The sequence below is a fragment of the bacterium SCSIO 12827 genome (assembly GCA_024397995.1).
Classification (GTDB): domain Bacteria; phylum Pseudomonadota; class Alphaproteobacteria; order Rhodospirillales; family Casp-alpha2; genus UBA1479.
In genome coordinates this window covers 3,852,501-3,867,723 of the sequence record CP073746.1, presented here as the reverse complement: position 1 = coordinate 3,867,723, position 15,223 = coordinate 3,852,501, and the positions used below count along the sequence as shown (strand labels likewise).

Genomic DNA, 15,223 nt, shown 5'->3' with positions numbered 1-15,223 from the left:
AAGGGGTCCTTGCTACCCTTAGGCGGATTCAGCCTCGCGGCGTCGTTCCGCCTTCTTGCGTTCGTTGGGATCGAGGATCGCCTTGCGCAGGCGGATGGACTTTGGCGTCACCTCGACCCGTTCGTCATCGTCGATGTAGCTGATGGCTTGCTCCAAGGTCAACCTTCGGGGCGGCGTCAGGCGGATCGCGTCGTCCTTGCCGGAGGCCCGCATGTTGGTCAACTGCTTGGCTTTCATCGGGTTGACTTCAAGGTCGTTGGGCCGCGCGTTTTCACCGATGATCATGCCTTCGTAGACGGCTTCGCCGGCGCCGATGAACATGAAGCCGCGTTCTTCCAGGTTGGCCAGGGCGAAGGCCACGCTCTGCCCGCCGGCGTTGGAGATCAGCACGCCGCTGCGCCGTCCCGGCACGTTGCCGCGGAACGCACCGTAGGCATGGAACAGGCGGCTCATCACGCCGGTGCCGCGGGTTTCCGTCATGAAGTCGCCGTGATAACCGATCGGGCCCCGGGTCGGGACATGGAATTCAAGGCGCACCTTGCCGCCGCCAGAGGGCCGCATGGCCAGAAGCTCGCCTTTGCGCAGGCTTAGGGATTCCACGACGGTGCCGGAATATTCCTCGTCCACGTCGATGACCACTTCCTCGATCGGCTCTTCGCGCTGGCCCGTTTCCGGGTTGTTGCGGTAAAGCACGCGCGGCCGCGAGATCGATAATTCGAACCCTTCGCGGCGCATCTGTTCGATCAGCACGCCAAGCTGCAGTTCGCCGCGCCCGGCCACGTCGAAGGCGTTGTCGTCGGGCGTTTCGGTGATGCGGATGGCGACGTTGCCTTCGGCCTCACGGTCCAGGCGGTTACGGATCACCCGCGACTGCACCTTGTCGCCGTCCTTGCCGGCAAGCGGGGAATCGTTGATCGAGAACGTGACCGACAAGGTCGGCGGATCGACCGGCTGCGCTGCCAGCGGTTCCGTCACCTGCGGATCGCACAGCGTGTCGGCAACGGTCGCCTTGGCCAGGCCGGCGATGGCGACGATGTCGCCCGCTTCGGCGCGGTCCACGGGCTGACGCTTGAGGTCGCGGAACACCAGAATCTTGGACACCCGGCCCTGTTCGACCAGCTTGCCGTGACGGTTGAGCGCCTTGATCGGCATGTTGGCTTCGATCACGCCGGACTGAATGCGCCCGGTCAGGATGCGGCCCAGGTAGGGGTCGGCCTCCAGGGTCGTCGCCAGGATCGTGAAGGGGGCGTCGACCGGGCCCACGTCGGGAGAGGGCACATGGTCGGTAATCATCTTGAACAGGGGCATCAGGCCGTCGTCGCGGGCATCGGGGCTGAGCCCGGCCCAACCGTTGCGGCCCGAGGCATAGAGCAGCGGGAAATCAAGCTGTGCGTCATTGGCCTCCAGCGCGGCGAACAAATCAAAGACCTCTTCATGCACTTCGTCGATGCGGGCGTCGGGGCGGTCGACCTTGTTGATGACGACGATCGGGCGTAGACCCAGTTTCAACGCCTTGCCGAGCACGAACTTGGTCTGCGGCATCGGGCCTTCGGCCGCATCGACCAGCAGCACCACGCCGTCGACCATGCCGAGGATGCGTTCCACCTCGCCGCCGAAATCGGCGTGGCCGGGGGTGTCGACGATGTTGATGCGGTAATCTTCCCATTCCACGGAGGTGCATTTCGCCAGAATGGTGATGCCGCGTTCCCGTTCCAGATCGCCGGAATCAAGGGCGCGTTCGGCCACCGCCTGATTGGCGCGGAAGGCGCCGGACTGGCGCAAAAGCCCGTCAACGAGGGTGGTTTTGCCATGGTCGACGTGGGCGATGATGGCGATGTTTCGGAGCAGGGTCCGGGTCATGAGATCAGGTCGCTTCTAAATAAAGGAGAGGGATACGCAGCGTCGCGCTGGCCGCTATATAAGGCCAGCGGGCTCAATACGCCAGAAAATGCTGCACTGCGGTCTTAATCGGCCGCGCGTCAGTTCCGCAGCTTGAGCGTCATGGCGGCCTTGATATCGGTTTCCGGGCGGGCGCCGATCTGGGCGATGACCTCGGCGGCGGCGACACCGCCCATGCGGGCACAGACCGCCAGATCCTCGTCCCGGGTATAGCCGTAGAGGAAGCCGGCCGCATAGGCGTCGCCGGCGCCGGTGGTGTCGATCACCTTATCGACCGGGGTGGCGGCGACCGCCGTTACGTCGTCGCCGCTGACCACGACCGAACCCTTTTCCGAACGGGTCAGGGCCGCGATCTTGCAATGACCCTTGACCTTGTCGACGGCGGCGTCGAAGTCATCAACCTGATAGAGCGACAGGATTTCCGCCTCGTTGGCGAACAGGATGTCGACATGACCTTCGATCAGATCGAGGAAATCGGCGCGGTGACGGTCGACGCAGAACGGATCCGAGAGCGACAGCGCAACCTCGCGCCCGGCGTCACGCGCGGCGGCGGCGGCCGTGCGGAAGGCCTGCTTGGCGTCTTCCGGATCCCACAGATAGCCTTCGAGATAGGTCACACGGGCGTCCTTGATGACGTCCAGGTCCACGTCGGCGGGCTTCAGATGAATGCTGGCCCCCAGATAGGTCAGCATGGTGCGCTGGGCATCCGGCGTGACCAGAACCAGGCAATTGGCCGTGGCCGGGCCGTCCGTCGCGGCGGCGGTATCGAAATGCACGCCGAGCGACCGAATGTCATGGCCGAAGATGCGCCCAAACGCATCGTCCTTAACCTTCCCCATGAAGGCGCATTTGGCGCCCAGGCGCGCCATCACCGCGATGGTATTGGCGGCGGACCCGCCCGAACATTCCATGGCCGGACCGGCCTTGTCATAGACCGCGGCGGCCTGCGCTTCGTCGACCAGGGTCATGGCGCCCTTGGCCAGGCCTTCGCGTTCCAAAAACGCGTCATCGGTCTGGGTCAGAACGTCGACGATGGCATTGCCGATGCCGGCGACATCGAAACGGGGATTGGTCATGAAAGCCTCTTTAACTTAATTCCGCCCCGATGCCGCCTGCTCGGCGCCGCGTCGTTCCGGGCGTTGGTTGGGCGCGGAGTATAGCGATGGAGGTCACGACGTCCACCCCAGCCTCAAGTATGGTGGCGGCCCTTGCGGCCACGGGTCCGGGCGGCGTAAAACCGAGAACCGCCGCCTTCGCGCTTGATTTCGACGCAGAACAGGACACCTCTTCCTCATGATCGATGCCCTCGTCAAAGGCGTCCAGCAACTGGGCGACAAGAAAACCCAGAAACCCCTGTGGATTTCCATCGCCGTGGCCTTGGGCGTGTTCGCCGTGCTGTGGACGGGCTCGGGCGCGCTCATCAAGTACACGGCGATCTTCGAACTCGGCTGGCTTGAGACCATCGCGGACGGGCTCGGCTGGGCCTTGGTGCTGGTGCTGACCTGGGTTCTGTTTCCCGGCGTTGTCTCGGCCGTGGTCGCCCTGTTCCTGGACCAGATCGCCGAATCGGTCGAAGCCCGGCATTATCCCGACCTGGGCCCGGCCAAGGGCCAGCCCGTGGGCGAGCAGGTGGTGGCGGCCTTGCGCTTTCTCGGCGTCATGGTCAGCCTCAACCTGCTGATCCTGCCGACCATGCTGCTGGGGCCGGTCTATCCGGTGCTGTTTTATTGCGTGAACGGCTATCTTCTGGGCCGTGAATATTTCGAGATGGTCGCCGCCCGGCGCATCGACCTGGCGGGCACGGTCCGTCTGCGCCAGGCCCACGGCGGCCGGATGTTCCTGACCGGGGTCGCCATCGCCTTTCTTTTGACAATTCCCGTGGTCAACCTCCTGACCCCGGTGATCGCCACCGCGGCCATGGTCCATCAGTTCGAAAAATGGCGGCGGCGCGGAACCCCGGGACAATCGGGAGGGACGCAGAACGGCCCTTCGCAGGGCACGCATCTGGCCCGTCCGGGCGCCAATTCCGTGCTGGACGGATCAGGGCCCAAGGCGTAAGTAATTGGTTATGTTTGGGAAGAAAAAGGACGGCCCGACCGCACCGGCACCGGCCGCCCAGAAGGAAACTGACGTGAGCGACGAAACAAAAGACAACGGCGGGGATCTCTCTGCACCGCCTTTGAAACCATTTTCCCGCAAGGGTTCCCACGCGCCCAAGCCGCCCACGTCGTCCGGCATGGCGTCAGAGATGCACCGCCGCCCGCCGGAGGTATCGACCACGGCGCGGCGCATCGACCGCGCGCGCTCGCTCGACACCACGTCGGACCAAAAGCGCCTGATCGTCGGCCGCGATATTTCCCTGACTGGTGAAATCACCTCCTGCGACCGTCTGGTCGTCGAAGGCCAGGTCGAAGTCACCCTGCCTACCGCGCGCCTGATCGAGGTCGCGCCGACGGGCGTGTTCAAAGGCAACGCCGACGTCGAGGAGGCCGATATTTCCGGCCGTTTCGAAGGCGAATTGATCGCCCGGGGGCGTCTTATCGTCCGTGCCGGCGGCCGCGTTCAAGGCAAGATCCGCTATGGCCGGATCGTTATCGAACAGGGCGGCGAAATTTCCGGCGACATGCAGACCCTCGACGAGGGCGACTGAACCCGGTGTCTGCCCCGCGCCGCCACCGCCTTCTTGTTCCCCTGATCTTCGGCCTTGCGCTGGCCGGCTGCGCCGGTGACGGCATGGCCCCGCCGGAAACGGCGACACCTGCCGCCGCACCGGAAACCGCGCCCGAAGCCGCTGGCCCGCCCCCCCTGCCCCGCATCGCCGCCCAGGCGGTTCTCGGATATTCCCGCCCGGACCTGGTCGCCGCGTTCGGCGCGCCGGCCTTCAGCCGCATCGACAAGGGGGCGGAAATCCTGCGCTTCCGGGGTGAGGGCTGCGTGCTCGACGTGTTCCTGTACAAGGACGCCAAGGACGCCGCCGCCCGGGTCGCCCATGTCGAGGCCCGCGACGAGGCCGGCAAGGCGACGGACCGCCAGTCCTGCATCAACGCCACGCCGCGCCTGCGCGGATAGGCGCGTCCCTTCCTAGATTGTCTTGCCCTTGAACCGGCACAGGTCGGCAACAACGCAGACCGCGCAGTCCGGCTTGCGCGCCTTGCACACGTAACGCCCATGCAGGATCAGCCAATGATGGGCGTGGCGCATGTAGGGGGCGGGCGTGACCTTCAGCAATTTCTTCTCGACCGCGAGCGGTGTCTTGCCCGGGGCGATGCCCGTGCGGTTGCCGATGCGGAAGATATGGGTATCGACGGCGATGGTCGGTTCGCCGAAAGCGATGTTGCGCACCACGTTGGCCGTCTTGCGCCCGACGCCCGGCAGGGCTTCCAGGGCCTCCTGGTCGTTGGGCACGACGGAGCCGTGGCGTTCGATCAGGATGTTGCACAGCTTGAACACGTTGGCCGCCTTGGTCCGATACAGGCCAATGGTCTTCACGTAATCGCGGATTTTCGCCTCGCCCAGGGCCGCCATCTTTTCCGGCGTGTCGGCGACCTTGAACAGCGGTCCCGTCGCCTTGTTGACGCCGACGTCCGTGGCCTGGGCCGACAGCACCACCGCGACCAGCAGGGTGAACGGGTTGACCCAATCCAATTCGCCCTTGGGTTCAGGGTTCTGGGCCTGCAACCGGCTGTAGAATTCTTCGACGTCTGCTTTTTTCATGATCCGCCCAGAGTAGGAAATTTCTTGTCCAAGTAAAGCGGGGACGCGATCATGATCCGCATGAGCGCCCCCGATGTCACCCATGATCCCGACGCCTGCCTGTTCCGCACGGAATTGAGACCCCATCGATCAAGCACCCTGAAGGGCACGCATGTGTTCATGTGGGTGCTGGCCGTGTTCTGGGTGCCCTTGTCCGTGCTGTTCGTCGTGATCGGCGCCTGGCCGGTGTTCCCCTTCATGGGGGTGGAGATGATCCTGCTCTATGCCCTGCTGCGCCTGAACCTCCGGCGCGGGACCGAGGTCGAGACCATCGCCGTCACAGCGCGGGAGCTGAGCGTCGAGCGCGTCACCCATTGGGGACGCCATCATCGCTGGACCTTCCAGCCGCAATGGCTGCAGGTGCTGGTCGACGAAACCCGGGGCCGGGGGGCGCGATTGCTGTTGCGCTCGCACGGGCGTTCGCTCGCCATCGGCCGGTTTCTGACGCTGGAGGAAAAAACCGGCGTCGCCAACCGCCTGAAACAGGTGCTGGCCGATCTGCGCAATCCGGCCCTGGTTCCGGGCTGGATGATCGCCGCCGTGTCGATGTTGACGGTTTAACCCGGGTTCAGGCCAGGCCCAGCACGTCGCGCATGGAATACAGGCCCGGTGCCTTGCCTTCGCACCACATAGCGGCGCGCACGGCGCCGCGGGCGAAAATCTCGCGGGAGGACGCCCGGTGGGTCAGCTCGATCCGTTCCGACGGTCCCGCGAAGATCACCGTATGATCCCCGACCACATCGCCGCCGCGCAAGGTGGCGTAGCCGATGGCCTGATCCGGGCGCGCGCCCGTGTGGCCTTCGCGTGACAGCACCGCGTTCGCATCGTGGTCGATGCCGCGTCCTTCGGCAGCGGCCTTCCCCAACATGAGCGCCGTGCCCGAGGGCGCGTCGATCTTATGCTTGTGGTGCATCTCGACGACTTCGATGTCGTAATCGGGGCCGAGCAATTCAGCCGCCTGCCGGGCCAGACCGACCAGCAGGTTAACGCCCAGGGACATGTTGCCCGCCTGCACGATGGCGGCCTGTTCCGAAGCCCCCTGCACGGCCGATTGCTGTTCCGGCGAAAGCCCCGTGGTGCCGATGACCATCGCCGTCCGCGTATCGAACGCAAGCGCCGCATGTGCCGCCGTCGCCACCGGCACGGAAAAGTCGATGACCACGTCCGCGCCCTCGAACAGCGCCCGCGCGTCGTCGACCACCACCGCACCCACGGTCTTCGAGCCGACCAGCAAGCCCAGGTCCTGGCCGATGAAGGGGCTGCCCGGCTGTTCGGTGCCGCCGGCCAGCGCCGCACCCTCCGTCGCCATCACGGTCTCGATCAGCATTCGCCCCATGCGCCCGCCGCAACCGACAATTCCGATGTTCATGGGGTTGTCCCCTGCCCTGTTCCTCGTTGCCGGGGAATCTATGAGTCTGAGACCAATAAGGAAACCTGAAATTAAAAAGCGCCCGCTGAATACGGTGAACCAGGCTCGTGTACTCGTTCCCCTTAGGCAAACGCCGAGGTTATAGAAACACTAGCAATGGAAAAATCATGTATTGTTATGTCCTGATAGTCATCGTTCTAGAGGGCTTTATGAATCTCGAAGGTGCAAACGAAACTGATGTCAGAGAAGAGGTTGCAGCACCGCTGTTAGCAGCGCTCGGGTATGAGCGCGGCTCTTCAAACGATATCTTGCGCGAGCTCACGTTAAAGTACGGCCACTCCTTTCTGGGTCGAAAGAAGAGCAATGATCCTCCTCTCAGGGGCAGAGCTGACTATGTTCTTGCGGTCCTTGGCGCTGGAAGATGGGTTTTGGAAGTGAAGGGCCCGTACGAGGACATCACTCAGGATGTGATTGAACAGGCAATTTCATATGCGAGACATCCCGAAGTCGCAGGTAGTTATGCGGCAATCTTAAACGGTCGCCGGTTCCAATTATTCCACGCCACTCAGAAATCAGACGACCCGCCGCAATTGGACATTGCGGTTGAATCTGTCGATCAGCTTGCACGCGCGTTGCGCGGCGTTCTCAGCCCCGCCGATATTCGTCGGGATTGTACACCCCCTGCCGTAGACCTGGGGCTTCCACTTGCTGAAGGATTTCGGTCTAAAGCTGCGGTAACGGGAGGAAATATCACACACGCGTTTTATGAATGGGAAAGCAATTTTCATCTCCCCAATAGTGGCCAAATGGATGAAACCTGCCGCGTCCTCGCGGACATGAGATCAGATATCACCGGAGGTTATGTCGCCAGAGACAAGGAATCGCGAATTGTTGGAAAGCTGGATTGGGCATACCCGAACAACGCCATCCTCCAGTTTGCAAAAGACAAACAGATCGAAAATTTTGAATATATTTCGTTGGATTCGGATATATCAACGAACCCTCAGGCACCAACTACGTTCGACGTAGTAGCACAGATTACAATCGACCAAGGCGAGCGTCTTTTTGATATTTTACGATGGGAGAGCAAAGAGGCTGGCATAGCGACAGCAATGAATTTGCGAGGGCAAGCTATCGGTTATATCGCTGATGATTCGTTCGTCGGGCAATTTCAGACTGAGTACGAAATGCGATTTCCGCTTCTTCCGGGAGCAATTGTTTCTATGTATGGCGGTGGCACTTTCTCGGTAAGACTCGACCCACGTTGACTGTCATTTGGCCAGCCTATTTAACGACAATCAGTCCTTCAGGTCTTCCCAGATTTCCTTGACCTTGTCGAAGAAGCCCGTTGATTGCGGGTTCTGGGTCTTGGCGTCGCCGGCGGCGTCGAACTCCTTGAGAAGCTCTTTCTGCTTTTCCGTCAGGTTCTGGGGCGTTTCCACCGTGACCTGAACGAACATGTCGCCGCGCGACTTGGTGCGCATGACCGACATGCCCTTGCCCGCGAGGCGCAATTGATGACCCGTCGGCGTACCGGCGGGGATCGTCACCCGCGCGCGCTTACCTTCGATGGTCGGCACCTCGACCTGGCCGCCCAAGGCCGCCGTGGTCATGGGGATGGGCACCCGGCAATGGATGTCGGCGCCGTCGCGGTGGAAGAACCGGTGCGGGCGGATGCCCAGGAACAGATAGAGATCACCCGGCGGCGCGCCGCGCAGGCCGGCCTCGCCCTCGCCGGCCAGGCGGATGCGGGTGCCGTCCTCGACCCCAGCGGGGATGGTGACGGAAAGGGTCTTTTCCTTGTGCACGCGTCCGGCGCCGCCGCAGGTCCGGCAGGGGTCCTTGATCACCGTGCCCCGGCCCTGACAGGCCGGACAGGTGCGTTCCACCGTGAAGAAACCCGATTGCGAGCGCACGCGCCCAGCCCCCCCGCAGGTCGTGCAGGTGATGGGGGCCGCCGCATCCTCGGCGCCCGTGCCCTTGCAGGGTTCGCAGCCGACGGAAGTCGGCACGCGAATTTCCGCCTTCTTGCCGCTGAACGCGTCTTCCAGGGACAGTTCCATGTTGTAGCGCAGATCGGCGCCGTGGCCGCCCGCATGGCCGCCGCGCCCACCGCGACCGCCGCCCATGAATTCGCCGAACATTTCCTCGAAGATGTCGCCGAAGCCGGAAAAGCCCTGGCCGCCCGGATCGAATCCGCCGCCGCCGCCACCGCCCGCCTCGAAGGCGGCATGACCGAAGCGGTCATAGGCGGCGCGCTTTTCCGCGTCCTTGAGGACTTCGTAGGCCTCGTTCAGTTCCTTGAACTTCTTTTCCGCTTCCTTGTCGTCGGGATTGCGGTCCGGATGGAACTGCATGGCGAGCTTGCGGTAGGCCGATTTCAGCTCACCGTCATCGGCGCCCTTCTTGACGCCGAGAATGTCATAGTAATCGCGCTTGTCAGCCATGATCGAGAGCCCTCCCGGACATCAGGACGTTACGGGCGACGATCCGAAATGGTGCCGGGGGCCGAAGCCCCCGGCCCACCGGATCAGTCGTCCTTGCCGCCCTTCTTGCCCTTGGGGGCGTCGTCGGCATCCGGATTGACTTCCTCGAAGTCGGCGTCAACCACGGTTGCGTCTTCGGACTTGGCGTCGCCGCCGGCATCGCCGTCGGTTGCCGCCGCGTCATCCGGGCTTTCTTCCTGGGCCGCCTTGTACATGGCTTCGCCCAGTTTCATGGAAGCCTGGCTGAGCGCTTCGCACTTGGCGTTGATGGCCTCGGCGTCGTCGCCTTCCTTGGCTTCCTTCAGCTCCTCAACGGCGGCTTCGATGGCCGACTTGTCGTCCGCGCCGATCTTGTCGCCGTATTCCTTGAGGTTCTTTTCCGCCGAATGGATCAGGGTGTCGGCCGTGTTCTTGGCTTCGACCAGGGCGCGGCGCTGCTTGTCGTCGTCGGCATGGGCCTCGGCTTCCTGGACCATGCGTTCGATGTCGTCATCGGAAAGGCCGCCACTGGCCTGGATGCGGATCTGCTGTTCCTTGTTGGTCGCCTTGTCCTTGGCCGACACGTTGACGATGCCGTTGGCGTCGATGTCGAAGGTGACCTCGATCTGCGGCAGACCACGCGGGGCCGGCGGGATGCCCATCAGGTCGAACTGGCCGAGCAACTTGTTGTCGGCGGCCATTTCCCGTTCACCCTGGAACACCCGGATGGTCACGGCCCCCTGGTTGTCCTCGGCGGTCGAGAAGGTCTGGCTTTTGCGGGTCGGGATCGTGGTGTTGCGGTCGATCAGGCGCGTGAACACGCCGCCCAGCGTTTCGATGCCGAGCGACAGCGGCGTCACGTCGAGCAGCAGCACGTCCTTCACGTCACCCTTCAGCACACCGCCCTGGATGGCGGCGCCGATGGCGACCACTTCGTCCGGGTTGACGCCCTTATGGGGTTCGCGACCGAAGAATTCCTTCACGATCTTGTTGACCAGGGGCATGCGCGTCATGCCGCCGACCAGGATGACCTCGTCGATCTCGGACGCCTTGAGACCCGCATCCTTGAGCGCCTTCTTGCAGGGCTCGACGGTGCGTTCCACCAGATCTTCGACCAGGGTTTCCAGCTTGGCGCGGGTCAGCTTGATGTTCAGGTGCTTGGGCCCCGACGCATCGGCGGTGATGAACGGCAGGTTGACTTCCGTCTGGGTCGTCGACGACAGCTCGATCTTGGCCTTTTCGCCGGCTTCCTTCAGACGCTGCAGGGCGAGACGATCCTCGCGCAGGTCGATGCCGTTTTCCTTTTTGAACTCGTCGGCAAGGTAGTCGACGATGCGGTGGTCGAAGTCTTCACCGCCCAGGAAGGTGTCGCCGTTGGTCGACTTGACCTCGAACACGCCGTCGCCGATTTCCAGAACCGAGACGTCGAAGGTGCCGCCGCCAAGGTCATAGACCGCGATGACGCCGTTTTCCTTTTTCTCAAGCCCATAGGCGAGGGCGGCCGCCGTCGGTTCGTTGATGATGCGCAGCACCTCAAGCCCGGCGATCTTACCGGCGTCCTTCGTGGCCTGGCGCTGGGAATCGTTGAAGTAGGCGGGCACGGTGATGACGGCCTGGGAAACCGGCTCCCCCAGATAGCTTTCCGCCGTTTCCTTCATCTTCTGCAGAATGAAGGCGGAAATCTGACTGGGGCTGTATTTCGAGTCGTCGATTTCGACCCAGGCATCGCCGTTGTCGCCCTTGGTAATCTTGTAGGGGACGAGCTTCTTGTCCTTGGCCACCATCTTGTCGTCGTAACGGCGCCCGATCAGGCGCTTGATGGCGAACAGGGTGTTTTCCGGATTGGTCACCGCCTGGCGCTTGGCGGGCAGGCCCGTCAGGCGTTCGCCCGCGTCCGTGAAGGCGACCATGGAGGGTGTGGTGCGGACCCCTTCCGCGTTCTCGATCACCTTCACATCCTTGCCGTCCATCACGGCGACGCAGGAGTTCGTGGTGCCCAAGTCGATACCGATAACCTTACTCATGTGTTCAGTCCTTTCCTTAAGGCCAACCGTCCCAGGGCCCGATTGCGGCGCCCGTCTGCGGCTTCCATCGTTGTTTCAGGTGCTGCTTAACCCATGCCCGGCCGGATGAAAAGTTCGCATCCGATAATCTTCGACACCAGTCTATAAGGCCCAGGGTTAACAGGCTCCTGCCAAAACCGCTTTTAAACCCATTGCGGTTCGGGGGTTATATAAGCGGGAGTGATCCGCCCCGCAACCCGGCCTTACGGCAAAAAATCGCCGCAACGCCGGGCTTTCCAGGCATTTTCTACAGCTTCTCGTCGACCCGGCCGCCGGCGCCGCCGGCATCCTTCTCATAGGCCTTGTTGCCGTCCTTGCCCTCAGTGGCGGCCGGGGCCGCCTCTTCCGCGGCCGCGGCCACGGGTTCCGGCTTGGGACCGCCCTTGGTCACGCCGACCTTGGCCGGGCGCAGCAGGCGGTCGTTCAGCGTATAACCCGCTTCGATCACCTGGGCCACCGTGCCCTGGGGCTGCGACGGGTCGGGGACTTCGAACAGCGCCTCATGGGCGTTGGAATCAAAGCGCTCGCCCAACGGGTCGAGGCGCTTGATCCCGCTGCGTTCCAGCACGGACAAAAGGGCGCGTTCCGTCATCTCGACCCCGGTCATCAGGGTTTCGACCACTTCCGATGATTTGCGCGCCTCGGCATCGACGCTGTCGAGCGCCCGGCGCAGGTTGTCGCCCACGGTCAGAATTTCGCGGGCGAAGTTTGCGATGGCGTACCTGGATGCGTCCTGCTTGTCGCGTTCGGCCCGGCGGCGCACGTTTTCAGCCTCGGCCAAGGCGCGCAGCGTACGGTCGTTGGCTTCGGCAAGCTGGGCCTCCAGCGCGGCGACGCGCTGGGCCGGGTCGGCTTCGCCCGCGTCAGCCGTCATCGACGGGATCGGCGGCTCGCCTTCCGGCGCGGCGTCGGACGCCGGGGCTTCGGGCTGGGCCGCGTCGGCGGCGGCAGCCGTATCCTCGGGCGCGCTGTCTGGGGTTTGCTCGGGTGTGGTCTCGGACATCTTTATTCCTTCAGGGTGTTCCTTGCGGTTGGGGTCTGGGCCCGGGCGGCCTGGGGTCAGCCGCGGCGCCCGGCGCCGATATAGCCGCCGATCAGATCGGCGGTGTAATCGACCATGGGGATGATGCGGGAATAGTTCATGCGGGTCGGGCCGATCACGCCGACGGCGCCGATGATCTGTTGTTGTTCGTTGCGATAACTGCGCACGACCATGGCGCAGCCGGACACGTTGAACAGGGTGTTGTCGGCGCCGATGAAGATCTGCACCCCGTCGGCGCGGTCGGCCATGGACAGGATTTTGAGCATCTGCTCCTTGGTCTCGAGCGCCGAGAACAGACCCCGGATGCGTTCCAGATCGGTGACCAGGGTGACGTCTTCCAGCAAATGGGCCTGGCCGCGCACGATGAGCGATCCGCCCGGCCCGGTATCGCCGCCGGCCCAGGTCGCGAGACCGCCTTCGACCAGCTTCGCCGTCAGTTCGTCAAGCTGCGCCCGCTGGTTTTCCAGCTCGGACATGATGCCGTCGTAGGCGTCGGAAATGCTGCGCCCGACCAGTTTGGCCGACAGATAATTGGTCGCCTGGACCAGGGCCGAGGCCGGCAGGTCCATGGGGATTTCCATGATGCGGTTTTCAACCACGCCCGATTCCGTGACCAGGATGACGAGGGCCCGGCCCGGGCTGAGGTGCACGAATTCAATATGTTTGAGCGGGCTTTCCGTCTTGGGCGCCAGCACCAGGGACGCGCAATGGGCCAAACCCGAAAGCGTCTGCGTCGCCTGCGCCAGCAGCCCCTCGACCGAATTGGCGGTGCCGGCGCATTGGCTTTTGATCGAGGCGCGCTCGGTCTCGGTCAGATTGCCGACCTCAAGCAGGCCGTCGACATAAAGGCGCAAGCCCGTTTCCGTCGGCAGACGCCCGGCCGAGGTATGGGGCGAGAACAGAAGGCCCATGTCCTCGAGATCGGCCATGACGTTGCGCACCGTCGCCGGTGACAGGCTCACCGGCAGGCGGCGCGCCAGGGTGCGCGAACCCACGGGCTCGCCGGTCTCGACGAAGCTTTCGACGATTTCCCGGAAGATCTGGCGTGAACGGTCGTTCAGTTCTTCGATCATGGCCAAGTTTCGGTCTGCGGTCGGATCAGGGTCGCGGACATGAGGTTTCAATGAAATTCGGGCTTGCGCGGAATTTAGTCGTCAGGTCGCCGAAGCGCAATGGCTGCCGGGCCGGGTATCTTTCCCGGACCCGGCCGGGGACCCTCGACCAATTGCCGGGTTTACCGAACCGCCGGGCGGGGCTAGGGTCTGGCCGAACAGACCATCTTCGGGGGGAATTTATATATGAGACCATCGGGCCGCGCCGCCGATCAGTTGCGCGACATCGTGCTGGAGCCGGGATACGCCAAGTATGCCGAGGGATCGTGCATGGCACGGTTCGGCGAAACCCATGTGCTCTGCGCCGCCACGGTGGAGGAACGGGTGCCCGGCTGGATGCGCGATTCCGGCAAGGGTTGGGTCACGGCGGAATACGGCATGCTGCCGCGTTCGACCCACAGCCGCACCAACCGCGAGGCCGCGCGCGGCGGGCAATCGGGCCGGACCCAGGAAATTCAGCGCCTGATCGGCCGCAGCTTGCGCGCGATCGCCGATCTGAAGGCGATGGGCGAAATTCAGGTCCGCCTGGACTGCGACGTGATCCAGGCCGACGGCGGCACCCGCACGGCGGCCATCACCGGGTCCTACGTGGCGCTGCACCTGGCGTTTCAGCGCTGCGTCGACCTCGGCCTGATGAAAGCCATTCCGCTGACCGATCAGGTCGCCGCCGTGTCCTGCGGCATCTTCAAGGACACTCAGGTTCTCGATCTCGATTACGCCGAGGATTCCTCGGCCCAGGCCGACGCCAACTTCGTGTTCACCGGGCGCGGCGGTATCGTGGAAATCCAGGGCACGGCCGAAGACGCACCGTTTTCCCCGGCCCAGTTCGACGACCTGATGGCCCTAGCCCGCAAGGGCGTCGACGAATTGTGCCAGGCGCAACGCCGGGCCATCGGATTGGAATAGCGTCATGGCCCGGGCGTTCACGGAAGACCAACTGGTCATCGCCACACACAACCCGGGCAAATTGCGCGAAATCAGCGATCTGCTGACGCCTTTCGGGGTCGCCGTGACCTCGGCAGGCGATTTGGGCCTGCCGGAACCCGTCGAAGACGGCGACAGCTTCAAAGCCAACGCCCTGATCAAGGCGCGGGCGGCGGCCGATGCCTCCGGCCTGCCGGCCCTGGCCGATGATTCAGGCCTTGCCGTCGATGCCCTGGGCGGGGCCCCCGGCATCCATTCCGCGCGCTGGGCCGGGCCTGAAAAGGATTTCGGCGAGGCCATGGCGCGGGTTTGGGAACTGGTCCTAGAATCCGAGGACCGGCGGGCGCATTTCGTCTGCGCCCTGGCCCTGGCCTGGCCCGACGGGACGTCGGAAGTATTCGAAGGCCGGGTCGACGGCGACATCATCTGGCCGCCCACGGGCGACAAGGGCTTCGGCTACGATCCGATCTTCCAGCCCGAGGGCTATTTCATCACCTTCGCCGAGATGGAACCCGCCGCCAAGCACCACATCAGCCACCGTGCCCATGCCTTCGAACAACTGGTCGCGGCCTGTTTCAAAGGCCGGGGCTGACCCT

At 63.8% G+C, this 15,223-nt stretch carries 15 protein-coding genes; 7 read left to right on the top strand and 8 right to left on the bottom strand.

The features are described from left to right. Positions 1 to 18: 18 nt before the first annotated feature. Both typA and KFF05_18115 read right to left on the bottom strand, forming a co-directional pair. Positions 19 to 1,860: a translational GTPase TypA gene (gene typA / locus KFF05_18120; protein UTW51780.1), complete on the bottom strand. Its 1,842-nt coding sequence runs from the start codon at positions 1,858 to 1,860 to the stop codon at positions 19 to 21. Between the two features lie 119 nt (positions 1,861 to 1,979). Beyond that, complete coding sequence (locus tag KFF05_18115; GenBank protein ID UTW51779.1) at positions 1,980 to 2,975, bottom strand: adenosine kinase; 996 nt, start codon at positions 2,973 to 2,975, stop codon at positions 1,980 to 1,982. 217 nt (positions 2,976 to 3,192) lie between these two features. Between KFF05_18115 and KFF05_18110 the strand changes: the two genes are divergently transcribed. The 3 genes from KFF05_18110 (at position 3,193) to KFF05_18100 (ending at position 4,968) form a co-directional block, all read left to right on the top strand. Beyond that, entirely contained in the window at positions 3,193 to 3,957 is a 765-nt protein-coding gene (locus KFF05_18110) for an EI24 domain-containing protein (GenBank protein ID UTW51778.1), read from the top strand. Positions 3,958 to 4,030: 73 nt separating this feature from the next. After that, on the top strand, positions 4,031 to 4,549 hold the full coding sequence (locus tag KFF05_18105; GenBank protein UTW51777.1) for a polymer-forming cytoskeletal protein: 519 nt from the start codon (positions 4,031 to 4,033) through the stop codon (positions 4,547 to 4,549). A 5-nt stretch (positions 4,550 to 4,554) separates the two neighbouring features. Next, positions 4,555 to 4,968, top strand: coding sequence for a hypothetical protein (locus KFF05_18100; GenBank protein ID UTW51776.1), 414 nt, complete (start codon positions 4,555 to 4,557; stop codon positions 4,966 to 4,968). Between the two features lie 12 nt (positions 4,969 to 4,980). On the opposite strand, the gene nth is transcribed toward KFF05_18100, so the two are convergent. Then, a complete protein-coding gene (gene nth, locus KFF05_18095) occupies positions 4,981 to 5,613 on the bottom strand; it encodes an endonuclease III (GenBank protein ID UTW51775.1) in 633 nt (210 codons plus the stop codon). Positions 5,614 to 5,664: 51 nt separating this feature from the next. Here nth and KFF05_18090 point away from each other — a divergent pair, with 51 nt between their 5' ends. Then, positions 5,665 to 6,213: a DUF2244 domain-containing protein gene (locus KFF05_18090; protein UTW51774.1), complete on the top strand. Its 549-nt coding sequence runs from the start codon at positions 5,665 to 5,667 to the stop codon at positions 6,211 to 6,213. A gap of 7 nt (positions 6,214 to 6,220) precedes the next feature. Here KFF05_18090 and KFF05_18085 read toward each other — a convergent pair whose 3' ends face one another. Then, positions 6,221 to 7,021, bottom strand: coding sequence for a 4-hydroxy-tetrahydrodipicolinate reductase (locus KFF05_18085; protein ID UTW51773.1), 801 nt, complete (start codon positions 7,019 to 7,021; stop codon positions 6,221 to 6,223). Between the two features lie 167 nt (positions 7,022 to 7,188). Here KFF05_18085 and KFF05_18080 point away from each other — a divergent pair, with 167 nt between their 5' ends. Further along, on the top strand, positions 7,189 to 8,289 hold the full coding sequence (locus KFF05_18080) for a type I restriction enzyme HsdR N-terminal domain-containing protein (GenBank protein ID UTW51772.1): 1,101 nt from the start codon (positions 7,189 to 7,191) through the stop codon (positions 8,287 to 8,289). Positions 8,290 to 8,319: 30 nt separating this feature from the next. Here the strand turns inward: KFF05_18080 and dnaJ are convergent, their stop codons facing one another. The 4 genes from dnaJ to hrcA form a co-directional block, all read right to left on the bottom strand. Further along, positions 8,320 to 9,468, bottom strand: coding sequence for a molecular chaperone DnaJ (gene dnaJ / locus KFF05_18075; protein ID UTW51771.1), 1,149 nt, complete (start codon positions 9,466 to 9,468; stop codon positions 8,320 to 8,322). Between the two features lie 83 nt (positions 9,469 to 9,551). Beyond that, complete coding sequence (dnaK, locus tag KFF05_18070; GenBank protein UTW51770.1) at positions 9,552 to 11,510, bottom strand: molecular chaperone DnaK; 1,959 nt, start codon at positions 11,508 to 11,510, stop codon at positions 9,552 to 9,554. 286 nt (positions 11,511 to 11,796) lie between these two features. Next, positions 11,797 to 12,552 (bottom strand): nucleotide exchange factor GrpE, encoded by a 756-nt coding sequence (gene grpE, locus KFF05_18065; GenBank protein ID UTW51769.1) that lies wholly within the window; start codon positions 12,550 to 12,552, stop codon positions 11,797 to 11,799. A 56-nt stretch (positions 12,553 to 12,608) separates the two neighbouring features. Further along, positions 12,609 to 13,664, bottom strand: a complete 1,056-nt coding sequence (gene hrcA, locus KFF05_18060; protein UTW51768.1) for a heat-inducible transcriptional repressor HrcA — start codon at positions 13,662 to 13,664, stop codon at positions 12,609 to 12,611. 225 nt (positions 13,665 to 13,889) lie between these two features. Between hrcA and rph the strand changes: the two genes are divergently transcribed. Together rph and rdgB are read left to right on the top strand one after the other, a co-directional pair. Next, positions 13,890 to 14,609 carry a ribonuclease PH gene (gene rph, locus KFF05_18055; protein UTW51767.1) on the top strand — a complete coding sequence of 240 codons (720 nt, stop codon included), beginning with the start codon at positions 13,890 to 13,892 and terminating at the stop codon, positions 14,607 to 14,609. Between the two features lie 4 nt (positions 14,610 to 14,613). After that, the gene (gene rdgB / locus KFF05_18050) at positions 14,614 to 15,219 is read left to right on the top strand and encodes an RdgB/HAM1 family non-canonical purine NTP pyrophosphatase (GenBank protein ID UTW51766.1); all 606 of its coding nucleotides are present in this window, start codon (positions 14,614 to 14,616) and stop codon (positions 15,217 to 15,219) included. Positions 15,220 to 15,223: the final 4 nt, after the last annotated feature.